General features: G+C 33.3%; 21 protein-coding genes and 1 riboswitch. Of the genes, 11 read left to right on the top strand and 10 right to left on the bottom strand.

The window, feature by feature from the left end:
- Positions 1 to 9 precede the first annotated feature (9 nt).
- Entirely contained in the window at positions 10 to 1,647 is a 1,638-nt protein-coding gene (locus Q5N74_RS00340; RefSeq protein WP_304386672.1) for an ABC-F family ATP-binding cassette domain-containing protein, read from the bottom strand.
- A 131-nt stretch (positions 1,648 to 1,778) separates the two neighbouring features.
- Here Q5N74_RS00340 and Q5N74_RS00345 point away from each other — a divergent pair, with 131 nt between their 5' ends.
- Positions 1,779 to 2,225, top strand: a complete 447-nt coding sequence (locus tag Q5N74_RS00345) for a KTSC domain-containing protein (RefSeq protein WP_304386673.1) — start codon at positions 1,779 to 1,781, stop codon at positions 2,223 to 2,225.
- Between the two features lie 57 nt (positions 2,226 to 2,282).
- Entirely contained in the window at positions 2,283 to 2,834 is a 552-nt protein-coding gene (locus tag Q5N74_RS00350) for a hypothetical protein (RefSeq protein ID WP_304386674.1), read from the top strand.
- 16 nt (positions 2,835 to 2,850) lie between these two features.
- Here Q5N74_RS00350 and Q5N74_RS00355 read toward each other — a convergent pair whose 3' ends face one another.
- Both Q5N74_RS00355 and Q5N74_RS00360 read right to left on the bottom strand, forming a co-directional pair.
- Positions 2,851 to 4,083 carry a glycosyltransferase gene (locus tag Q5N74_RS00355; protein WP_304386675.1) on the bottom strand — a complete coding sequence of 411 codons (1,233 nt, stop codon included), beginning with the start codon at positions 4,081 to 4,083 and terminating at the stop codon, positions 2,851 to 2,853.
- Between the two features lie 86 nt (positions 4,084 to 4,169).
- A complete protein-coding gene (locus tag Q5N74_RS00360; protein ID WP_304386676.1) occupies positions 4,170 to 4,643 on the bottom strand; it encodes a heme-binding domain-containing protein in 474 nt (157 codons plus the stop codon).
- Between the two features lie 39 nt (positions 4,644 to 4,682).
- Here Q5N74_RS00360 and Q5N74_RS00365 point away from each other — a divergent pair, with 39 nt between their 5' ends.
- Positions 4,683 to 5,246 (top strand): adenylosuccinate lyase, encoded by a 564-nt coding sequence (locus tag Q5N74_RS00365; protein WP_304386677.1) that lies wholly within the window; start codon positions 4,683 to 4,685, stop codon positions 5,244 to 5,246.
- Between the two features lie 92 nt (positions 5,247 to 5,338).
- Positions 5,339 to 6,682 carry an adenylosuccinate lyase gene (purB, locus tag Q5N74_RS00370; protein WP_304386678.1) on the top strand — a complete coding sequence of 448 codons (1,344 nt, stop codon included), beginning with the start codon at positions 5,339 to 5,341 and terminating at the stop codon, positions 6,680 to 6,682.
- Between the two features lie 283 nt (positions 6,683 to 6,965).
- Here the strand turns inward: purB and Q5N74_RS00375 are convergent, their stop codons facing one another.
- Genes Q5N74_RS00375 through Q5N74_RS00390 form a run of 4 tightly spaced genes read right to left on the bottom strand, consistent with a single transcriptional unit; the run spans position 6,966 to position 9,144 of the window.
- A complete protein-coding gene (locus tag Q5N74_RS00375; RefSeq protein WP_304386679.1) occupies positions 6,966 to 7,508 on the bottom strand; it encodes a DUF4252 domain-containing protein in 543 nt (180 codons plus the stop codon).
- A 16-nt stretch (positions 7,509 to 7,524) separates the two neighbouring features.
- A complete protein-coding gene (locus Q5N74_RS00380; protein WP_304386680.1) occupies positions 7,525 to 8,121 on the bottom strand; it encodes a DUF4252 domain-containing protein in 597 nt (198 codons plus the stop codon).
- Positions 8,122 to 8,162: 41 nt separating this feature from the next.
- On the bottom strand, positions 8,163 to 8,624 hold the full coding sequence (locus Q5N74_RS00385; protein ID WP_304386681.1) for a hypothetical protein: 462 nt from the start codon (positions 8,622 to 8,624) through the stop codon (positions 8,163 to 8,165).
- Positions 8,625 to 8,634: 10 nt separating this feature from the next.
- Complete coding sequence (locus Q5N74_RS00390) at positions 8,635 to 9,144, bottom strand: RNA polymerase sigma factor (protein WP_304386682.1); 510 nt, start codon at positions 9,142 to 9,144, stop codon at positions 8,635 to 8,637.
- 142 nt (positions 9,145 to 9,286) lie between these two features.
- Here Q5N74_RS00390 and Q5N74_RS00395 point away from each other — a divergent pair, with 142 nt between their 5' ends.
- Positions 9,287 to 10,786: a S41 family peptidase gene (locus tag Q5N74_RS00395; RefSeq protein WP_304386683.1), complete on the top strand. Its 1,500-nt coding sequence runs from the start codon at positions 9,287 to 9,289 to the stop codon at positions 10,784 to 10,786.
- Positions 10,787 to 10,826: 40 nt separating this feature from the next.
- On the top strand, positions 10,827 to 12,308 hold the full coding sequence (locus Q5N74_RS00400; RefSeq protein WP_304386684.1) for a S41 family peptidase: 1,482 nt from the start codon (positions 10,827 to 10,829) through the stop codon (positions 12,306 to 12,308).
- 81 nt (positions 12,309 to 12,389) lie between these two features.
- Here Q5N74_RS00400 and Q5N74_RS00405 read toward each other — a convergent pair whose 3' ends face one another.
- Positions 12,390 to 13,448: a YncE family protein gene (locus Q5N74_RS00405; RefSeq protein ID WP_304386685.1), complete on the bottom strand. Its 1,059-nt coding sequence runs from the start codon at positions 13,446 to 13,448 to the stop codon at positions 12,390 to 12,392.
- Positions 13,449 to 13,464: 16 nt separating this feature from the next.
- On the bottom strand, positions 13,465 to 15,315 hold the full coding sequence (locus Q5N74_RS00410) for a TonB-dependent siderophore receptor (protein ID WP_304386686.1): 1,851 nt from the start codon (positions 15,313 to 15,315) through the stop codon (positions 13,465 to 13,467).
- Positions 15,316 to 15,343: 28 nt separating this feature from the next.
- A riboswitch (cobalamin riboswitch) is annotated at positions 15,344 to 15,576 on the bottom strand.
- Between the two features lie 70 nt (positions 15,577 to 15,646).
- Here Q5N74_RS00410 and Q5N74_RS00415 point away from each other — a divergent pair.
- Genes Q5N74_RS00415 through Q5N74_RS00425 form a run of 3 tightly spaced genes read left to right on the top strand, consistent with a single transcriptional unit; the run spans position 15,647 to position 18,648 of the window.
- A complete protein-coding gene (locus tag Q5N74_RS00415) occupies positions 15,647 to 16,789 on the top strand; it encodes an ABC transporter substrate-binding protein (protein WP_304386687.1) in 1,143 nt (380 codons plus the stop codon).
- Complete coding sequence (locus Q5N74_RS00420) at positions 16,790 to 17,821, top strand: iron ABC transporter permease (RefSeq protein ID WP_304386688.1); 1,032 nt, start codon at positions 16,790 to 16,792, stop codon at positions 17,819 to 17,821.
- A gap of 32 nt (positions 17,822 to 17,853) precedes the next feature.
- The gene (locus Q5N74_RS00425) at positions 17,854 to 18,648 is read left to right on the top strand and encodes an ABC transporter ATP-binding protein (RefSeq protein WP_304386689.1); all 795 of its coding nucleotides are present in this window, start codon (positions 17,854 to 17,856) and stop codon (positions 18,646 to 18,648) included.
- Positions 18,649 to 18,653: 5 nt separating this feature from the next.
- On the opposite strand, the gene Q5N74_RS00430 is transcribed toward Q5N74_RS00425, so the two are convergent.
- On the bottom strand, positions 18,654 to 19,415 hold the full coding sequence (locus Q5N74_RS00430; protein ID WP_304386690.1) for a hypothetical protein: 762 nt from the start codon (positions 19,413 to 19,415) through the stop codon (positions 18,654 to 18,656).
- Between the two features lie 470 nt (positions 19,416 to 19,885).
- Between Q5N74_RS00430 and Q5N74_RS00435 the strand changes: the two genes are divergently transcribed.
- Complete coding sequence (locus Q5N74_RS00435; RefSeq protein WP_304386691.1) at positions 19,886 to 21,394, top strand: reverse transcriptase domain-containing protein; 1,509 nt, start codon at positions 19,886 to 19,888, stop codon at positions 21,392 to 21,394.
- 60 nt (positions 21,395 to 21,454) lie between these two features.
- A complete protein-coding gene (locus Q5N74_RS00440; RefSeq protein ID WP_304386692.1) occupies positions 21,455 to 22,771 on the top strand; it encodes a DNA recombination protein RmuC in 1,317 nt (438 codons plus the stop codon).
- Positions 22,772 to 22,841: the final 70 nt, after the last annotated feature.

A 22,841-nucleotide genomic window follows, 5' to 3' on the forward strand; every position in this document is an offset into this window, starting at 1 on the left:
AACGTGTATTTATTTTTTTAAGTCTATTTGTTTTAAGTTTTCAATGCGATTTCTAACCAAGAAATCGTCTATAGTTTCAAAGTGTTCTATAACGCGTTGGTCTTTAAATTCGAATACCTTTTGCGACAAACCTTGAAGAAAATCACGATCATGCGACACCAAAATAAGGGTACCATCAAAATTCAATAAGGCTTCCTTTAAAACATCTTTCGATTTCAAATCTAAGTGGTTTGTAGGCTCATCGAGAATTAACAAATTAACAGGTTCTAAAAGCAATTTCACCATAGCCAATCGGGTTTTTTCACCCCCAGAAAGCACACTCACTTTTTTATCGATATCGTCGCCCTTAAACATAAAACCACCTAGAATGCTTTTAATTTGGGTACGTACATCGCCTTCCGCTACCTCATCAACCGTTTGGAAAATCGTTAAATTCTCATCCAATAACGATGCTTGGTTTTGGGCAAAGTAGCCCACCTTTACATTATGACCCAAAGCGCAGGCACCTTCAAAATCTATTTCACCTAAAATAGATTTAATCATGGTCGATTTCCCTTCACCATTTCTACCAACAAAGGATACTTTCTCACCACGAGCAATAGACATGTTTGCATTTTTAAACACCACATGTTCATCATAAGATTTCGATAAATCTTTTACGGTTACCGGATAATCTCCCGAACGTGGCGCTGGTGGAAAACGCAGTTTTAAAGCCGAAGTATCCACCTCATCAATTTCAATAATTTCCAACTTTTCTAACATGCGCTCGCGCGATGTTACCTGGTTAGTTTTAGAGTAAGTTCCTTTAAAACGCTCAATAAACGCCATATTATCGGCAATATACTTTTGTTGTTCTTGGTATGCTTTTACTTGGTGTGCACGTCTATCTTCACGCAATTGTAAGTAGTGTGTATAGTTGGCTTTGTAATCGTAAATACGCCCCATAGTAACCTCAATGGTTCGGTTGGTAATGTTATCGATAAAGGCTTTATCATGCGATATAACCACCACCGCTTTGGCTTTATTTAATAAAAAATCTTCCAACCAAATAACCGATTCGATATCGATATGGTTGGTAGGCTCATCCAACAAAATTAAGTCGGGTTTTTGCAATAATATTTTGACCAACTCAATACGCATGCGGTAACCACCACTAAATTCGCTGGTTAATCGCGTAAAATCGTCGCGTTTAAAACCCAAACCAGCCAAGGCTTTTTCAACTTCGGCATCGTAATTCACGTCTTCTAAAGCGTAATATTTTTCACCTAAATCTGAAACCTTTTCAATAATTTTCATGTAATCGTCCGATTCGTAATCGGTTCTGGTTTCCAATTCCTTATTGAGGCGATCCATTTCGTCACGCATTTCAAAAACATGATTAAAGGCTTTAGAAGCTTCTTCAAAAACAGTACAATCATCTTCAGTTAATAAATGTTGAGGCAAATAAGCAATCACCGCATCTTTTGGGTAACGAACATGCCCACGCGAAGCTTTTTGTTCACCTGCAACAATTTTCATCATTGTAGATTTCCCTGCACCATTTTTCCCCATAAGGGCAATTTTATCATTTTCATTTATGGTGAAAGACACATCACTAAATAAGGCCGTTCCGCCAAACTCTACCGCTAAATTATCAACTGAAATCATAGTAAATTTTTAAAAATGCAAAGCTATAAAAAAGCAGCATAGTAAAAAGAAATATTATAATAATGAAAACAGTTGTACTTCAATATATTAAAAAGAGTATCTTTGCGCCTTATTTCAAAAAAAAGCTTAGAATGAAACGTATTAACGAGTATAAAAAATTGTTTAGTGTTGAGAAAGAAATGACACTTAAACAACTGAAAACCACTTACAGAAATTTAGTAAAAGAGTGGCATCCTGATAAGTTTCAAGCGGGCGACGACAAAGCTCTTGAAGCAGAATTAATGAGTAGAAAAGTGATTGATGCTTACCATTTTTTAGTAAGTATTGCTCCTGAAACTACGGCTGCTAATTTAGACGATTATAACGAAACTATTACTAGCCCAATTGTAGATTGGCAACATAAAGGAATGCTTTTAGAAATTACTTTCTTAGACGGCAATACTTATGAGTATTTTGGTGTGAACAAGGCGTTATATGTTAAACTTTGTCAATCTGATAAATTAACACGTTTTGCAAAACGTAACATTTTCAATACGTTTACTTATAGAAAAATAAAAAAGAGCGAGGTTGAGGCTTAATTAAAATCTTAACGCAACCTTTCCGCACTTTGCACATCTAGGTAATAAAAACTAAGCATGAAATTAAAATTGAATGTATTATTTTTTATTACCTTTTTTTCTGCCATTACCCTAAGTTGTGATACTAGCAGCACTACAAGAGTAAAAAACACGGCTGAATACAACTCCAGTTTAGACACTTGGAATACTTTAAAAGAAACCCATGGAACGTCTTACACCTACTCCATTCGTTTTAGTTCATTTTCCAGAAACGGCAGTACAACAACAATTACTGTAAACAATAATGCTGTGATTTCTAGAATATATGAAGCCTATTCCATGTACGATAGCACAGGCAATTATCTGGGATACGAAAACAGGCTTATCTTAGATTCTTATACTGAAAACGAGGCTAGCATAGGCTCTAACAACAATGGCGCTTTACCACTAACCATTGATGCTTTGTACACGGCATGTTTAAGTAAATACTTAATCGTTGATACCGATAAAAACACTGTTGTTTTTAATGTAGATGATTCAAGTATTATTAAAGACTGTTATTATATTCCAAACGGGTGTCAAGACGACTGCTCTTTTGGCATCAACATCTCTGATTTTAGTTGGTTATAAGCTGAATAAAGCGAGGTTATTTATTTTTCTCTTCAATCCATTTACTCATAAACTTAGTGCTTTGCATGGCGTGATGCTGTAACATACGCCCTGTGAAGTTGTTTAGGCGTTTATTGTCGCGTTCACGTAATGCTTCTTCAATGATTGAAGCCAATTTTTCCTGAAATTCAACTTTATTAAAACGCTTACTAACTATTTGAAATCCGTTTTGCTGCTTGTTAACCCAAACATTTTCATCTTTATATAGTTGAACTGCTTTGTTTGCAAAAGCTTCTGGATTATCTTCAATGAATCCGTTAACTTTCAAATTACCAAACATGCCTTCTGCCCCAACAGTTGTTGTAACGCAAGGCGTCCCGTTTTGTATGGCATCTACCAATTTCCCTTTCAAACCAGCTCCAAAACGAATGGGCGCTAAACATACTTTGGCGGTTTTCATGACATCATTTACATTATCTGCAAATCCTTTCACTAAAAACCCCTCTTTTTCGTTGTGAAGTTGCGTTACTTTTTGAGACGCATAGGCCCCATAAATATGTAAGCTTGCTTTAGGAAGTTGTTTTCTTATTAATGGCCAAATGGATTCTTTTAAGTACAAAACTGCATTATAATTCGGTTCATGCAGAAAATTGCCAATGCTTATAAAATCTTGTCTTTCCTCAAATTTTGGCAGTTTTTGAATATTTTCTTCTGAAAGAGCATCTAACATAAAAGGCAAATACACCAATAAGTCGCTGGGGACATTAAATTTATTTTTTAGAAAATCTATTTCAGTTTCTGATATCACTAAGCTTAAATCACTTCTATAGATACTGGCAATTTCACGTTTTGCAAAATCGTTGAATAAGTACGAGGTATCAAAAGGCTTTCCGTCTTTAAACGCTTGATGTCTGCCTTTACGTAAGCTATGTAAATCTTCCGTATCGATAATTCGCAAGGCATCGGGGCATTGTTCTGCGACACGCCAACCGAATTGTTCTTCCATCATAAAACGGTCGAATAAAACAATTTGAGGATTCAGTTCTGTTATAAAAATATCAAAACTCGCGTTATTAAGCTCTATAGATATTTGTTTAACACCTATACTTGCTAAATCGAAGGCATTGTCACTTTTAGCACAAGGACTCGCAAAACTGATTTGATAATTTTGAGATTGAAAAAAATAAATCAACTCCATCATGTGGCTACCAGCCGCAGAACTTTTGGGCTCTGGCCATACATAACCAATAATTAGTATTTTATTCTCCATAAAAACATCTCAACGTATAAATATTTAAAAATAAAACACCAAACTCCAATCATGTAGTATGGAGCATGGACGCTTTACTTTTTGAATTACTCGGGCTTCGGCATTAAACTATACGTAAAGCGTACTTGTTTTGCCCATTCTATAACCGACGCTATTTGCATCTCGGTAAGTTTTGCTTCGTCATGCGTCCATGTATACGATTCCAACGGCATCTCTTTAGCTTCAACCATTTCTATTAATTCTTCAAATTTATGGTCTTTTCTCTTTATCGAGTTCCCTTCCCAATTTGACACATTAAAATGTTTTTTCCCATCTTTCACATGGTTCGCTAACCAATAATTTACAGGGGTAATTTTATTATACCACGGATAGCGGGTTACATCGCTATGACAGTCGTAGCACGTTTCCTTCAAAATAAGCTTAACATCTTCTGGCGGGTTTGTTTCTGCTAAAAACGCATCAACCGAAGTTAGGTCACCTTCATTTCTATCTGGTCCAAAAAATTGTGCTATCCCAAAAAGAACTAATAACATTATCAAAATATTTTTCACTACTTTCATCACCGTTTTGTTTAGAGTTTAAAAATAGCAAATTAAAATATGAGTATAGATGAATTTTATTCTGAATTAAATTATGTCGATGCTTCACGCGAAAACCGACTAAAATATGCACAGCTTGTTTTAGACGATTTGACTTTATTTCCCAAGTTAATTGAACTGGTGTTTAGAGTAGACGACAAACTATCTTGTCGTGCCGCTGGGATTTTTGAATTTGTTTGTGAACATTATATTTATGCCATAGTACCTTATCTAGACCTTTTTTGCAGTAATATTAAAAATGTGCACTTAGATTCCGCCATGCGACCAGTAGCCAAAGTGTGTCATTTTATAGCACAAGAATCGAACTCTAAACAAGCCAACACCCTACAAAAGGTATTAAAACCCAAACACAAAGAACAACTTATTGAAGTCTGTTTTGATTGGATGATAGGCAATCACAAAATAGCCCCAAAGGCCTATGCCATGGACACTTTATTTAATTTAGGTTACGATTACCCGTGGGTACACCCACAATTAACTCAAATTTTAGAGAAAGATTTCCCCTTGCAAAGTGCCGGCTATAAAGCACGAGCGAAACGCATTCTAAAAAAGCTAAATAAGTAACGCGATACAGGTCTCATCATTTTTGATTGCTGATAAACATTTAGTCATGGATGTTTCCTATCTTTGCAGCTTCAAAAAAACTCAAACAACACATGTCATTATCTCCCTTAAACGCTATCTCACCAATTGATGGTAGATACAGAAGTAAAGTAAACGAATTAGCACCTTTTTTCTCTGAAGAAGCTTTAATAAAATACCGTGTTCTAGTAGAAGTAGAATATTTTATTGCACTTTGCGAAATTCCGTTACCACAACTTAAAGATGTTAATGCTAATGTTTTTGACGATTTAAGAGCTATTTACAAAAACTTTAGTACGGAAGATGCGCTTGCGATAAAGAAAATTGAAAGCGTTACTAACCACGATGTCAAAGCGGTTGAGTATTTTATAAAAGAAAAATTTGATGGGCTAGGTTTATCGAAATTTAAAGAATTTATTCACTTCGGATTAACGTCTCAAGACATAAACAACACCGCTATTCCTTTAAGTATTAAGGAAGCTATCAACGATGTTTATGTACCAGAATACACCATTGTTGTAAATAAACTAAAAGCATTATCTAAAGACTGGGCTACTATCTCTATGTTAGCAAGAACCCACGGACAGCCAGCCTCTCCAACCAGATTAGGAAAGGAAATTGAGGTGTTCGCTGTAAGATTACAAGAACAATTTAATTTATTAAATGATATACCAAGCGCTGCTAAATTTGGTGGTGCAACTGGTAATTTTAATGCACACCATGTGGCTTACCCAAACATTGATTGGAAAGCATTTGGAAGCAAATTTGTTCAAGAAAAGTTAGGCTTACACCATTCGTTTCCAACAACGCAAATAGAGCATTACGACCATATGGCTGGTTTATTTGATACTTTAAAACGTATCAACACCATTATTATCGATTTAAATCGTGATATATGGACATACGTGTCTATGGATTATTTCAAACAAAAAATTAAAGCTGGAGAAGTTGGAAGTAGCGCCATGCCACACAAAGTAAACCCAATTGATTTTGAAAATAGTGAAGGTAACTTAGGTATTGCAAATGCTATTTTCGAGCATTTATCGGCAAAACTACCACTTTCAAGATTACAACGTGACTTAACTGATAGTACGGTTTTAAGAAATGTAGGCGTGCCTTTTGGACATACTTTAATTGGTTTTAAATCGACTTTAAAAGGTTTGGACAAATTATTATTAAACGAAGCTAAGTTTGCTGAAGATTTAGAAAACAACTGGGCAGTGGTTGCTGAAGCGATTCAAACCATATTACGTAGAGAAGCTTACCCAAACCCATATGAAGCTTTAAAAGGTTTAACACGTACTAACGAAAAAATAAATCAAGCCTCCATTTCAAATTTTATTGATACATTAGAGGTGTCCAACACAATAAAAGACGAATTAAAACGTATTACACCTAGTAATTACACAGGAATTTAAATCTAAACTATGCTAAACGACAGACAATCACTAATACTATGCGGTTTGGTAACCGGTTGTTTTTTTGTGTCTGGTGTTCTAGAAATTTTAGATAATTATATTATAAAAACGGTTTTAACAATCCTTTTTCTTGTGATAATGATTAACATTTTTATCACAAAATCGAAAAAGGAAGAACAAAACGATTTAAAATAAAAAGGTTTGCCAAACTTCTGGCAAACCTTTTTTTATAATTAATTACGCTGCTGTAATAAAGATACTTTCTAATTATACAGCTTAAAATTTATTTAAAGAAGTTTATTATATCATGAACTTGGTCTTCGTCCATATTAGATTTTTGTAAAACACTAATTAGAGTTACCATTTTATCAGGGCTCATACCGTCTCCTAAAACACGTACAATCCCGAAACCCATTTCCTTCGAGCTTCCAAAAACCACCACTTCATCAGCTTCTTCATCATTTCCTAGATATTTCACAACCACTTTATTACCTCTATCGCTAAATTCTGCAAGGTCATTATACTTCTCGTGGCTTAAAATAGTTTTAATTTTTGCTAATTCTATTTCTAAGGTTTCACTATCCGTTTCATTGGTTTTGTATCCCAGAAAGTTTAAGCGTTTTACAGAATGATAAGCTTCCTTTTGTTCCTCTGTTAATTCAGATTCATCTATTTTCAACATAGAAATAGGCACATCTTGCGTTATAAAGTTCTTAGACTCTTGGTTGTCTACAAAATAACGCTGTAAACTAGCCCCGTCATTACAACTCACGAACACAAAGGTTGCGAGTAAAAGTAATAACATATGATTGATTGTTCGTTTCATGATTGCTAAGTGCTACTTATTTTCGTTTCTTTTTATCTAAATGATTTCCTCCGGGAATATTCATTTTATCCGTCAACTTCGAAATTTCATTTAAATTAATATCACCAGTAAGTGATACAATGACAGTTTCAAAACGTCTTTGTTGCCCATTCACATCTACGCCCTCTTTCATGACTTTATTAATTCCGTTAACAAAAATTAAAAGCTCATTAACATGGTTGGCATCTTTACCTTCTTTTATATAAAATTTCACTTCAGAACCTTCATCTTTCACCTCCATTAATTCTTCTAAAGAACTTGAACGCGATTTAACCCATTTACTAATATCGGCAGAAATGCTTTTGTTATCGGTAACAATGGTTTTAAAACTCGTGATGCTTTTTACCATATCCATATAAGCTTTGGCTTCTGGTTCTTCTACATTAATACCCATTTTTGCTATCATTTGAAACATTTTGGGTTTAATGGACACATAGGTCACATCGGAATTATCATTATATTTTTCAAAAATATCTTGAGCCATTCCGCTTAGAGGCAATAACATCATTGCCATTACGAATACTAGTATATACTTATTCATTTTATTTGTTTTTAATTGATTTGATGTATCCATTTGTTTGTTTTTTACACTGAAATAAATTCAGCTTAGGTTCATTATTTTTTAAAGATGATACTTGTCGCGTTTCCAATTTCATTTAAATACCCTAAAGTTCCAGTACCTTTATTTACTTCTTCTAGGTAATTCACTGTTGAAACGCCTTTATTAAAATGATTTGAAATCATGGCTAACTGTTTCGTAACCTCGTTAAACGCATCTTCAGGGTTATTATAAGTTCCATACGCATATTCCTGATACGTTGAAACAGCTGGTTTTTTAAAATAAACCATCACAACAAGAACCGCTACGGCAGCTACAGCAATCCATCTATAGGTAAACACCTTTTTAGTTTTTAATGGAAGGTCTTTAGTAAATTGTTCTTGTTTACTTACCGAAAAATAGGCGAACATAGGCTTATACACCTCTAAATGCGGCGCTACAGTTTCTTGCGAAAAATAGTTTTTTAGCGCTTGCTCTTCTTTTAGTGATGTGTCACCGTTCTCGTATTTCTCGAGCAACTTTTCTATATTATTTAACACCATAATTATGTGTACTCGTTAATTTTTCTCTTATCGTTTTTCTGGCTCTAGACAAAGCGACCCGAACCGCTGTATTATTCATGTCTAGCATTTTTGCAATCTCGTCTAAATTGTATGCTTCTATATCCCGTAATTGAATGACTAATTTTTGTTGCTCGGGCAAATCTTCAATTATTTTAGCCACCCAATGGACACTATCGTTTAGTTCTATTTGTTTTTGTAAAGGTGTTTGACCATCTTCATAATTATTATGCACAATTTTTAAATTTTGCGCTTGCTTCGATTTCAATTTATCAAAACAAAAATTTTTGGTCATGGTCATTGAAAACGCTTCAACATTCTTATAATCTTCAATCTTTGTTTTATTACTCCACAACTTCAACAGCACCTCTTGTGTCGCATCTTCTGCTTCCTCGGTAGATACCAGTAATCGTTTTGCCAAACGAAACACTTTATCTTTAAAAGGCATCACAATATTTAAAAACTCTGTTTGAGTCATTTTTTGGTTGCTTGGTTGGTTGAAACGGCCTTATTTGGGCTATTTAATATTACGACGAGTGTACATCTAAATTGTTACAATTTATTTTTTATTAAATAATAATGTAAGTACATTTACGACTATTGATGTTAAAAATCATTTTATGAAAACAGAAAAATTGCTCCTAAATCTACTATTTATTTTTATTATTAGCTCAGTATCCTTAGTTAGTTGTTCTAAAAACGATGAAGCTGTGACAGATGTTGTCGCAGAATTAAATAATGAAATAAACGATTTCGTTTGGCAAGGGCTAAATAATATTTACTTATGGAAAGAAAACATACCAAATCTCGCCGATAATAAATTCACTACACAAGATGAATATTATACATTTCTAAATCGCTATAATACCCCTGAAAATTTATTTGATGATTTACTATACCAAAAAGGAGTTGTAGATAAATTTAGTTTATTAATTGAAGACTATGTGGTTTGGGAAAATGCCCTTCAAGGCACCTCTAAAACCGACGGTTTAAATTTCAATTTAGCAAGACTAGGTAATTCTAATGATATTTTTGGCTATGTAGAATATATTGCAAATGGCTCTGATGCTAGCACTAAAGATATAAACAGAGGTGATTTTTTCCTAACGGCTGATGGCCAACAACTCACCGTTGACAATTATATAGGTTTGTTATTTGGCGATAATGATGCTTATACATTAGGAATGGCAGATATTACGAATGGATCGATTTTTTTAAATGGTAAAACAGTCGCATTAAACAAATATGATTTTACTGAAAACCCTATATTAATTAACAAAACCATAGAGGCAAGCGGCACTAAAATTGGCTACCTGATGTACAATCAATTTACAAGAAATTCTGATCTTGAATTAAACAACGCTATAGCCCAATTAAAATCTAACGGAATTACTGAGTTAGTTATCGATTTAAGATACAACCCAGGAGGCGACGGAGACGTCACAACAATTCTATCAAGTATGATTACGGGGCAATTTTTAAATGATATTTTTTACACCGAAGTTTGGAATACTGATTATCAAAATTATTTTGAAACTAATCAACCAGAATCACTAATTAATAGATTTACAGATAAATTATTTGACAATTCTGCTTTAACAAGTCTTAACTTAAATAAAGTATATGTGCTTACAACAAACGGAACCGCTTCTGCAAGCGAATTACTTATTAATGGATTAAACCCTTACATAGATGTGGTTCAAATTGGAACTACTACATATGGAAAATATGTTGGTTCGGTCACCTTGTATGACTCTAATGATTTCGGAAAAGACAACGCAAACCCTAATCATAAATACGCGTTACAACCAATCGCAATTAAAGCAACAAACTCGAAAGGCGTAAGTGATTATTATAATGGCATTCCCCCGAATCACACCATAACCTATGAAACATCTTCTGGAGCTGTTTATGAAGGTGAAAACATTTTAAACATGGGTATCTTAGGCGATGTAAATGAACCCTTTTTAGCAAAAGCTATTTCCTTAATTACAGGAAGTACGACTAAGTCTAGTAATTCATCTAAAGCCATTGGTATTCATTTTAAAAATGTTGCAGACTCCAAAGAATTCACCCCTATAGGCAAAACGATGAATTTTGAATATAAATCAAAAAAATAACACAACATAGAAACATTAAATTTCTGTTTATCCCCATTTCATGAAAACTTATAAATCCTTACTCCTACTTATTACCATTTCCTTTTTAACCACCAGCTGTTTTAAAGACGATGACGACACTCAAATTTCAGGAAACTCCATCAACGATTTTGTATGGAAAGGCATGAACACGTTTTACCTTTATAAAGACAATATCCCAAATCTTGCTAACGACAGGTTTACATCAAACGCAGATTATGCCGATTTTATAAACAGCTATTCAAGCCCCGAAGCATTATTTGAAAGCCTTATTCACCAACGTGAAACTGTAGATAAATACAGCTGGATTGTGGATGATTATATTGCATTAGAACAATTATTCAGTGGTGTTTCTACAAGTAATGGTATGGAATTTAAACTATTTTTAGAACCAAATAGCACAACAAAGGTTATAGGTATTGTACGCTTAGTTTTAACAAACAGCGATGCAGATTCCAAAGGTTTAAAACGCGGAGATGTGTTCAATGCCATTAACGGGACACCTTTAACAACCTCTAATTTCAATAGCTTATTAGGAACCAATGCTTACACTTTAAATTTAGCTACCTACAACACGAATAACACCACAGAAACCAGTGATGACACTGTAGTTTCAAAAAACGAATCGATTGCCCTTAACAAGGTTGAGTATTCTGAAAACCCTATTTACACATCTAAAATATTAACTGTAAAAGGTGAAAACGTTGGCTACTTAATGTACAACGGCTTTACAGCAAACTACGACACACAATTGAATGCTGTTTTTGGAGAATTTAAATCCAACAATGTAAAACACTTGGTTTTAGATTTAAGATACAACTCTGGAGGATCTGTAAACTCTGCCATTCTTTTATCAAGTATGATTACAGGTCAATTTAATGGAGAAATATTTAGTACAGAACAATGGAACACCGAATTCCAACAAGCTTTTGAAGACAACAATCCCGAATTATTAATTAACAGGTTTACAAACAACAATAAAGGAACTGCTTTAAATAGTTTAAACCTTCAAAAAGTTCACATTTTAGCAACAGACGCTTCTGCTTCTGCCAGCGAATTGGTTATAAACAGTCTAGACCCTTATATTAACGTGATACACATTGGCGATTTTACCACAGGAAAATACCAAGCCTCTACAACTTTATACGATTCGGATGATTTTGGTCGCCAAGGAGCCAGCCAAAACCATGCTTATGCTATGCAGCCACTTATTTTTAAATCGTTGAATAAAGTAGGCCATACAGATTATGACACCGGCTTAACACCCGACATTGAACTTAAAGAAAGTTTTATAAACCTAGGTGTTTTAGGTGATGTAAATGAACGTCTTTTAGCTGCTGCTTTAGCAGATATTGAAGGTTCTATTAGTAAATTGGAAAGCATAAAATCTAAATCCTCAGAAACCATAAAACCTTTTAAAGATAGTAATAGTTTTGAGCCTTTTAATAATGAAATGCACGTTGACAAAGAGATTCCATTCGATTTGATAAAAAGAAATAAATAATAAAAAAAGGGAGGCTGTTAAACAGCCTCCCTTTTTTTTTCACTCCATAGGTTATAATCTTCCTATAAAACTTACAACTTCTTAATTATTGAAGTAAATTTTTGAAGCTCCTAAACCTACAGGAAATGTATTTGTTATTGTTTTTGAAGACAAATCATAAACCACTAATTCACTTTGTGCCGAGAAACTAGCATCAGCAACATATAATTTATTATTGTTTACAGATAAGCCATACGCATAACTCGCCGTTAAATCGATTATAGAACTTGTTGGCAAACTAGTACTTGCATCGCCCATAGTATACACTTTATTGGCAGATACGTAGTACAAGGCTCCATTATTATAAGCCATTAAACCTGGATGCACACCATTAGCAAAATTGAAATTTGAAATAATAGAATTATCAGACACATTAATCTTAACAATACTTCCATCTGTATTTCCTATAACATTCCAACTAGCATCATATTGAACAGCACCGCTACATAAAACCACAAGATCTCCTGCGTTATTAATAACCATTTCATCTGGGTTATCGTTTACAGTAATTGTTGCTACATCGTTTGTTGCTGTATTAATTACAGTTACAATATTATTAGATCCGTATCCACCTTTATGAGAAACAAACAGTTTATTACCAACTGCTAAAATTTGCTCTGGCCCTTCACCTACAGCGATAGTGCTTTCAACTGTATTTGTAGCTAAATCTACAACCGCAATAAAGTCATCTGAAGCCACGCCTCCTTCGCCCCAGTTCGTTACGTACCCTTTTCCGTTCAAAAAAGCGATATATCTTGGAGTAGATAATCCCGTAGTAATTGTTGTTTTTTTTTCAAATGTATAACGGTTAACAACATTGATAGTATTTGCATTATCGGTAACAATATAAGCGTCAGAATCGTTAAAACCGACAGACTGCAAGTAAACACCTAACTCTTCATTGTTCACATTAAAATATATTTGATTCTCAGTTGTCATGAAATCATTTGAAATGAAAGATATAGATGATGGCCCGCCTTCGCAGCTTACTAAAATACCGTTTTCATAATCTCCTAAAGGCAATACAACCGCATCGTCGTCATTCGAACATGACAATACAAATAATGACAATGTAAAAATTGATAAAATAATCTTCTTCATAATACTAGTTTGTTTTTTAAAATTGATAATATAATTGAATGTTAAAATTCCTGTTAGGCATTGGTCTAAATGCCACATTTTGGTAATTTTTATTGTATATATTTTTAATTAAAACACCTGCTTTAAGCTGCTGTTTTTTAGTTTTTAAAACACTGTAATTAAACCCGATATTCGACACAGCATAGGCTTCTAAGGAATAAAAACGTCCCCTTAAATTATCTGTAGTCGTAAATACATTTCCATTATATAGATACTGGTAATAGACTGAAAACTTCTTACAACTATAAGCAACAGCCAAATTCGCCTTATAAAATGGCACGTAAATAAGTTGCTTTTTCGTTTCAATATTTTCAGAAACCGTATAAGAATAATGACTCGTAATATTAAAGTGATGTGCTTTAAAATGAAATCTGGTTTCAAATTCTAATTCAGCACCATAACTATTAACCTTGGCTACATTTTTGGGAGACCATATACCAGAAGTGTTGGGTTGCCATTGAATTAAATCGGATGTATTTATGTAATAACTATTCAATTTGACATTGAAATGTTTATGAGTAAATTGATGCCCCAAATCAACCTGATAAGACGACTCTGGCACCAAATTCAAATTACCACCAGGGTTCCAATACAAATCATTAAAGGTTGGCACTCTATAATTTTTAGAAGCATTTAACTTAACCTCATAAAACTTATTAACGGTATAACCTGCATCAACCGCAAATACGAACGGGCTCGTAAAACCTGATGTGAAATCCTTTCTAACATTAAGGTTGTAAACTATTTTATTTGTAGCCTTATGGTTCATTAATAGCGTAGCAGAGAAAGCCTCACGTTCTGGGCTCCCAAAACTACTACCAGAACCTTTATACTTATTATAATCTAATACCGTTTTAAACTGAAGTTTGTTTGAAACCTTCAAATTCAAATTATAATTAACCAAATAGGTATTCACTTTTCCGAAGGAATAATTACTTTTTTCTTTATTTTCAAAGTACCTAAACTGTTCTTGTAAAGAAGCCACTTTTAGTTTTGAAGTGTACTTATTTGCAATACGTGACCACTCTAACATGGTACGGTAATTCTCATCTTCATAGCCACTTTTAGACGGCGTACTTACCGTTCCAGAAAAATGTCTGTCTCCAATAAACGTTTGGTGATACATTTTCAATACATCTTTATTTGAAACAAAATACCCTAAGTTAAAATTGAAGTTGACATTATTATATTGTCCGTTTTCATTAACCTTATTCGTCCCCAAATATTTATAATCATTATCTGAATTTATATAAGAAACACCTGCGTTTATAGATATTTCATTGCTACCATACGATGAATTAAAACTCGTTTGTTTGGTATTAAAACTCCCAAAAGACACCTGAAATTTGTTTTCAAAATGATTTTCAAAAAGCAATTTATTATTTAAATGAATGCTACCACCAATAGCACCACTACCGTATTGCACGCTTCCGCCACCACTTCTTACAGTGACATCGCTAAAATTATTTACATTAATGGTATTAAAATCTGTTTGTCCGGTAAGTTGAGAATTAATATTAATACCATTCCAAATCACAGCTGTTTGTGACGCATTTGTACCTCTAAAAGATGGTGAAGACACCATACCATACCCATTCTCCTTGAAATACAAATTACTATTAAACGCTAGTAAACCTGTTAAAGATTGCGCATTATTTGCCAAAACAGAATCGTTTAGAACACGCACTTTTACGCCAGAAGTATAGGCACGTAATTTGGTATCGCTTAAAACAACTTCATCTAAATACTGAATAGAATCTGTCACTGTTTGAGCCAAACTGCTAAAACACCAACATACAAGTACCAAAAAAACGCTTATCTTTTTCATAAATCTTGAATACCTTTTCCCGAAAGTAATTTTAGATGATGAAATTGGCAGGTCTCCTGACTTGCGTCCTCGTGTTGGTCTTCCCATCCCGATACATCGGAACAGTGACTTTGAAGTTTAACACGAAGCTTAATAGCCTACAGTTGCGGGAACAGTTCAAGAATTGCTTAGTCACGATTTTTAGAATCGCAAATCAACGTACTTGATTCCCTTTTAATTCATCTACTTGAAATAGATAAAACCAAATTTCGCTGCAAAAGTAAACATTTTGTCTAATGATTTATTCAAAACACTAAATAATCTTACTTTTGAGACATTAAAACATACACACTTGAAAAAAATAATAATCTGTTTCCTACTTACAAGTTTTTTTACATGTAAAAACGACACCAAAGCCCCTAATGAAATTAAACAAGATATTGAAACATCTGCCTATAAATATGCTCAAGGCTTTTCAATTACTAACAACGAAAACTTTAAAATACTAACGGTTTCAAACCCTTGGCCCAAAGCGGAGAAAACATATAAATACGCATTGGTTCACAAAAACATGCTATCAAAAATAACATTAAACAAAGATGAATTTGATGGTATTATTACCATTCCTATTGAAAAAATAGTGGTTACCAGCACCACACACATTCCTGCTTTAGAATTATTGAATGTAGAACAAACCTTGGTTGGTTTCCCGGGAACAGATTATATTTCGTCTGAAAAAACAAGACAACGCATTGACGACGGAAAAGTTAGGGAGTTAGGAAAAAATGCAGGTATTAACACCGAAGTTTTATTAGAAGTAAAACCCGATGTGGTTATTGGTTTTGGTATTGATGGTAATAATAAAACTTTTGAGACGATTAAAAAATCGGGCATTCCTGTTATTTTTAATGGTGATTGGGTAGAAGCATCGCCGCTTGCAAAAGCAGAATGGATTAAGTTTTTCGGTGTATTATTCAATAAACAAAAACAAGCCGATTCTATTTTCAACACGATTGAAAAAGATTACCTAAACGCAAAAAAACTGGCTAAAGATGCTAAAACCAAACCTAGCGTTTTAAGTGGCGCTATGCACAACGATGTTTGGTATTTGCCCAATGGAACCAGCACCGAAGCGCAACTTTTAAAGGACGCCAACGTTAATTATTTATGGAGCGACTCGAAAGGCTCCGGTAGTTTGTCGCTAAATTTTGAAACCGTTTTCATGAAAGCTAAAGATGCCGATATTTGGTTAAGCCCTTCAAATTATGCAAGTAGAGAAGCGCTTAAAAATGCCAACACGCACAACACCATGTTTAAGGCGTTTCAAAACAACAATATTTATTCTACTATAAACACCAAAGGAACATCTGGCGGGATTTTATATTTTGAGTTGGGCACCACCCGCCCCGATTTGGTTTTAAAAGATCTTATTAAAATTTGTCATCCAAAACTCTTAAAAAATCATGACCTTTACTTTTTTAAACATTTAGACTAATTGCCGGATACAAAAACATACAATATTTCTTTTTTAGTATTAGTTCTTATACTCATACTCTGTTTTTTAATAAACATAAGTTTAGGTTCTGTATACATTCCCCTTAAAGATGTTTTCAATAGTCTTATTGGCGCCACTACGGAACAGGAAACTTGGCAACATATCATTCAAAATTACAGATTACCTAAAGCTTTTACCGCTATTTTAGTAGGTTCTGGTTTAGGTATTTCGGGTTTATTAATGCAGACCTTATTTAGAAACCCCTTGGCAGGCCCTTTTGTACTAGGTATTAGTTCGGGTGCGAGTTTGGGGGTTGCTTTAGTTATATTGGGTTCATCGGTATTTGGAGGTGTTTTCGTTACCCTTTTAATGTCAAAATGGAGTATTGTTATCGCTGCCAGTTTAGGTAGTTTTTTAGTATTACTAGCCGTTTTAATGGTATCTATAAAAGTACGCGACACCATGGCCATACTTATTATAGGGCTTATGTTTGCGAGTATCACATCTGCCATTGTAAGTGTGCTTTCCTATTTTGGTTCTGCACAGCAATTACAGCAATATATTTTCTGGGGTTTTGGTAGTTTAGGCAACCTATCTTGGAGTGAATTAGGGGTGTTTTTCATCATTTATGCCATTGGTATTCTTGTTTGTCTGGCTTCAATAAAATCGCTAAACACCTTGCTTTTAGGTGAGAATTATGCCAAAAGTTTGGGCTTGAATATTAAAAGAAGCAGACTAGCCATTATCATTTCAACCAGTTTATTAGCAGGTACTATTACGGCGTTTACAGGACCTATTGCATTTATTGGACTAGCTATTCCGCATTTAACCCGTCAAGTTTTCAACACCTCGAACCATAAAATTTTAGTACCAGCTGTGTTTTTATTCGGGGCTATTGTAATGCTTATTTGCGACACCATTGCCCAAATACCCAATAGCGATTACACCTTACCTATTAACGCCATAACGTCTTTAGTTGGCGCACCGGTGGTGATTTGGTTGCTGGTTAGAAAACGTAATATGGTGTTTTAATTAAGATTTGTTAGATTAATATAAAAATAAGATTGTCAGATAAAAACCAACATATCATACTGAAAACCAAAGACTTATCTATTGGTTACACCTCTAAAAAAGAACGCATCATTGTGGCTTCTAATATTAATATTGAGTTACACAAAGGCGCATTGGTTGGTTTAGTAGGCGGTAATGGTATTGGAAAATCGACCCTTTTACGAACACTTACTCATGTTCAAGACGCTTTAAGCGGCGAGGTTTTTATCGCTGAAAGAAATATAAAACAGTTTCCTGCGCTCGATTTAGCCAAAGTAATGAGTCTGGTTTTAACAGAACAAATGATGTCTAAAAACTTATCGGTTTTCGAATTGGTTGCTCTGGGCAGACAACCGTACACCAATTGGGTTGGAAATTTATCTGAGAACGATATTGCTTGTATAAACACCGCACTTATCCAGACCAATATTACAGATTTAAAACATAAAAGATGTTTCGAATTAAGCGACGGACAATTTCAAAAAGTAATGATTGCACGTGCGTTGGCACAAGATACCGACTTGATTATTTTAGATGAACCCACCTCACATCTAGACATGTATCACAAAGCTTATATATTGAAACTGCTTCAGCAATTAGCAAAAGAAACGGGTAAAACCATTCTGTTTTCATCACACGAAATAGATTTAGCCATTCAACTTTGCGACACCATGATTGTGATGTCTAAAAACCAAGTGGTTACAGACACTCCTTGCAACCTCATTTCAAACGGGACATTTGAAACCTTATTCCCTAAAGATTTAATTGCTTTTGATGAAAAAACGGGGAGTTTTCGAGTGAAAAAGTAAATGTCTTATAAACTCTCTTCTGAAGGTTTTTCTGTTTTAGGTTTTAGATTATGTGCAACTAAAGTTGAAAAAGGCTGAACATCAATAAAACATTTCTTAGGTAAATATTGTTCACTAAATTTCATTTGATTAGAATTAAACCATTTTACTTTGTATAACACTTTTGCCACTATTTTCTTCTTTTCACCATTAGGATAAAATAAATCTTCGCCTAATTCTTCTTTATATCCACATAAAACAAATTCTGGTGTAGAGTAATTAACAACATATTGAATCGTTTCCTTTTTTTCTTCAACTGGCTTTCCTTTTTCTTTTTTAATTTCAGTTTTTACAGAACTTCGCTTTTTAAGTATCTCAAGTTTTTTTGTTTTGAAATAGATTATGTTTCCATATTTATAACTTGGATTTTTATAACCTGACACTTCATCTATAAGACTTTTATATTCTGGGTCTTCGACTGTATTTCCATCCATTTTTGAAATATAAAACTTAGTAAAATCCATCAGCATAGACTCATAAACTATTAATTCCTTAAACTCATTCTTATTATCATCAAAAAAGATACAAGTATATTTTATTCTTTCAGCTATGGTTTTACCATTAGATGTATCAACAACTTTCTTTTTTTCATCTTCAAAAAACACTTCTATCACAACCATAAATGGAGGAACTAATTTCCCATCCCCTTTTATATACCTGTCATAAAGTAATGGATGCGTCTTAAAAGTTACAATATTCCCAATTTTAAATTGATTGTCTAAACTCATTGTCTTATTTTTTTATAAATATAAAAAAAATACTACATTTACACTAAAGCAAGGAAGTTCTTTAGTTAAAAAGAAATAAAACATTTGTTGAACTACTGTATTGGTTTTTAACCAATCACTTAATCCGACTTTTTCAAGAAAAAGGATAATAAATATGGAGATTAAGGAAGATGTATAAGCTGCTGGTTTATCCAGCAAGTATAACGTTATAAATGCTGTATAAACCAGCAACTTCTGTAAGATACAGAAATATTTATAAGTTATAGTTATTAGACGACACAATTTAGTTAATGTTACAATCATTTCTAGAGGGCTTAAGTTTAAATTAGACAATATATTATACCGACAAAGTATAATGAACGTACAATTGCAACGTGAGTCGAGAATTCGGCTAATAGTTCAATCCTTTATAAGGTGTAAGTTTTATTCTGTTATAAATACGTGCGAGAGCTTCCTTTTCTTTTTTTATTATGATAGAGCAAAAAGATTGGTTTAAAGACAGAGGTTATCCACATTTTACTAATAAGACTCCAATGTCTATTAGAAAAAATATTGAGCGCTTTGTAACCAATCAAAAAAAAGTGTCTCAACATTCCTTTTCTCCACTTATCTTTAAAGAAATTAAGCAGAGACGCTATAAATTATCTGATTTTAATGGAGAATTGAGACGTTCTCACAAAAAAATAAAGAAAGGAAAATTTGTTTCAAACACAAAAATTAGAGAAATATTATACGCAACGCATATAGATGCTCATATCTATTCTTATTACACGCAACAAATTATCACTCCAAAATATGAAGCCTACTTAAAGCAAAACCCATTGCTTTCAAATTCAATAACTGCTTATAGACAAATTGAAACCGACGATAAACTAAAGTTTAAAAACAATGTACATTTTGCTAAAGATGTATTTGATGAAATTAAACGAAGAGAAAGCTGTGTAACGCTTGTTTTAGATATAGAAAACTTCTTTCCTAGTTTAGATCATAAAAAATTAAAATTGGCTTGGGCAAAAATATTAGGCTACAAAACATTACCTAAAGATCACTTTAATATTTTCAAAGCCACTACCCGATTTTCTTATGTAAAATTGAAAGACCTAAAAACTAAAAATGGTCATTTTGATGAAAAAGAATTATCAAAATTCAGAAAAGAAGGGAAGCATACCTTTTTCAGAAGTATTAAGGAATTAATAGATTCTGATATAATAATTCATAAAAATCAAAAACAAAACGACCAAAAAGAATTGATTGGTATCCCACAAGGACTGCCTATTAGCGCATTGCTAGCTAATATTTATATGATTGCATTTGACGAAGCTGTTATAAATGAATTAACATTAAAACACAATATTTTTTATCGTAGATACTCTGATGATATTGTAATGATTTGCAATGAAAATCAAATAAAATCAATTGAAGACTTTGTCGAAAATGAGATAGAAAAAAATGAATTGACAGTATCATTAGAGAAAACAGAAAAAACACTTTTCAAATTAAATAATGGTCGTTTACAATCCTATGGAATCGATAAAGATGGAGTTTTAAATCATAACATGCCATTAAATTATTTAGGGTTTGAATTTTATGGTTATCAAACTTTAATTAAGTCCAAAAACTTAGCTAAGTTTTATAGAGAAATGAAACAAACCATTAAGCGAAAACATAAGCGGGTAGAAGTCGTTAAAGAAAAACATCTTTTAGATGAAGCTCCAGTATTTAAAAGAAAAATTTATAGACTTTTTAGTTTTAAAGGAGAGAAATCGAGAATGCTCCCGGCAAAAAGGACTGATTTTGTTGATGGAAAAGCAATAACAAAATATTATTATAGAAAATTCCGAGGCAATTTTTTAAGATACGCTTATAGAGCTTCAGATGATTTGGAAGCACCTGAAATTAAAAGACAATTACGAAATCATTGGAAAATACTTCAAAAAACATTGAAGAAATATGATTTTTCAAATGTTAAGAAAGATTAGGGTTTCACAATTACAAACCTTTATAATTTATTACTTTTACGGTTATAAGATTTAAATAATATGAACGACAACCTAATTCTAATTCTTGCCATACTTATCGCTGGCGGAATAGGTGCTTATATAGGCATGACCATTACCAAACTAAAAAGTAAAAGCGAACAAAGCACTTTAGAAGAGCGCCAAAGTCAATTAAACACGACTATTAGCGAACTGAAACAAACTATTGATAAGGTTGAAAGAGAACGTGAAGACATTCGTCGTGAGAAAGACTTTTTAAATTCTGAATTAACACGTAAAAACACCGAATACGAAAACCTACAACAATTAAGTGCTAAACGCGATCAAGAAATTGAAGAACGCCAAGAGCAACTGCGTAAAGATTTTGAGTTATTGGCTAATAAAATTTTAGAGGAGAAATCTGAAAAATTCACTAACAAAAACAAAGAAAATTTAGATGCTATTCTAAAACCACTTCAAGATAAAATTAAAACTTTTGAAGATAAAGTAGATTTAACTCAAAAGGAAAGCATTAGTATGCATTCCGCTTTAAAAGAGCAATTAGTTGGTTTAAAAGACTTGAACCAACAAATGACTAAAGAGGCTACCAACCTGACGCGTGCTTTAAAAGGCGATAGTAAAATGCAAGGAAACTGGGGCGAATTGGTTTTAGAACGCGTACTAGAAAAATCGGGCTTAGAAAAAGACAGAGAGTATTTTGTACAACAAAGTTTTACCCGCGAAAATGGCACACGAGTGCTGCCCGATGTAGTGCTTCATCTTCCCGACGGTAAAAAAATGATTATCGATTCTAAAGTATCTTTAACCGATTATGAGCGTTTAGTGAATGCCGATGATGAGGATAAAGCACGTTACTTAAAAGCCCATATTAATTCGGTTAAAAAGCACGTAGACCAACTTTCAGAAAAAAATTATCAAGATTTATACGATATAGAATCACCCGATTTTGTTTTAATGTTCATCCCTATAGAACCTGCTTTTGCTGTGGTTGTTAATGATGACAATAGTATATACAACAAAGCCTTCGAGAAAAACATCGTCATAGTAACACCTTCTACCCTTTTAGCCACTTTACGTACTATTGATAGTATGTGGACCAACGAAAAGCAACAACAAAATGCTATTGAAATTGCACGACAAGCAGGTGCACTTTATGATAAATTTGAAGGTTTAGTTTCTGATTTAACCGGTGTTGGTAAAAAAATTGATGCTGCTAAAAGCGATTATTCGGCTGCCATGAATAAGTTGGTTGATGGTAAAGGAAATTTAATATCGAGTGTTGAACGTCTTAAAAAAATGGGTGCTAAAGCTAAAAAAGCCTTACCTGAAGCCATTATTAAGCGTGCTGAAGAAGATTAACCCCCGAACACACATCATGTATTTAAGTGATATATTTGTTTATCATGTAATTAAGTGATATATTTGTTTA

Source organism: Mariniflexile sp. AS56 (genome assembly GCF_030552475.1).
Lineage (GTDB): Bacteria > Bacteroidota > Bacteroidia > Flavobacteriales > Flavobacteriaceae > Mariniflexile.

Coding starts and splice junctions, on each gene's coding strand:
- purB (WP_304386678.1), top strand. CDS start 5,339: ATGTCATTATCTCCCTTAAACGCTATCTCACCAATTGATGGTAGATAC.
- Q5N74_RS00435 (WP_304386691.1), top strand. CDS start 19,886: ATGATAGAGCAAAAAGATTGGTTTAAAGACAGAGGTTATCCACATTTT.
- Q5N74_RS00380 (WP_304386680.1), bottom strand. CDS start 8,121: ATGGATACATCAAATCAATTAAAAACAAATAAAATGAATAAGTATATA.
- Q5N74_RS00395 (WP_304386683.1), top strand. CDS start 9,287: ATGAAAACAGAAAAATTGCTCCTAAATCTACTATTTATTTTTATTATT.
- Q5N74_RS00355 (WP_304386675.1), bottom strand. CDS start 4,083: ATGGAGAATAAAATACTAATTATTGGTTATGTATGGCCAGAGCCCAAA.
- Q5N74_RS00375 (WP_304386679.1), bottom strand. CDS start 7,508: ATGAAACGAACAATCAATCATATGTTATTACTTTTACTCGCAACCTTT.
- Q5N74_RS00345 (WP_304386673.1), top strand. CDS start 1,779: ATGAAACGTATTAACGAGTATAAAAAATTGTTTAGTGTTGAGAAAGAA.
- Q5N74_RS00360 (WP_304386676.1), bottom strand. CDS start 4,643: ATGAAAGTAGTGAAAAATATTTTGATAATGTTATTAGTTCTTTTTGGG.
- Q5N74_RS00410 (WP_304386686.1), bottom strand. CDS start 15,315: ATGAAAAAGATAAGCGTTTTTTTGGTACTTGTATGTTGGTGTTTTAGC.
- Q5N74_RS00340 (WP_304386672.1), bottom strand. CDS start 1,647: ATGATTTCAGTTGATAATTTAGCGGTAGAGTTTGGCGGAACGGCCTTA.
- Q5N74_RS00430 (WP_304386690.1), bottom strand. CDS start 19,415: ATGAGTTTAGACAATCAATTTAAAATTGGGAATATTGTAACTTTTAAG.
- Q5N74_RS00400 (WP_304386684.1), top strand. CDS start 10,827: ATGAAAACTTATAAATCCTTACTCCTACTTATTACCATTTCCTTTTTA.
- Q5N74_RS00350 (WP_304386674.1), top strand. CDS start 2,283: ATGAAATTAAAATTGAATGTATTATTTTTTATTACCTTTTTTTCTGCC.
- Q5N74_RS00365 (WP_304386677.1), top strand. CDS start 4,683: ATGAGTATAGATGAATTTTATTCTGAATTAAATTATGTCGATGCTTCA.
- Q5N74_RS00405 (WP_304386685.1), bottom strand. CDS start 13,448: ATGAAGAAGATTATTTTATCAATTTTTACATTGTCATTATTTGTATTG.
- Q5N74_RS00390 (WP_304386682.1), bottom strand. CDS start 9,144: ATGACTCAAACAGAGTTTTTAAATATTGTGATGCCTTTTAAAGATAAA.
- Q5N74_RS00440 (WP_304386692.1), top strand. CDS start 21,455: ATGAACGACAACCTAATTCTAATTCTTGCCATACTTATCGCTGGCGGA.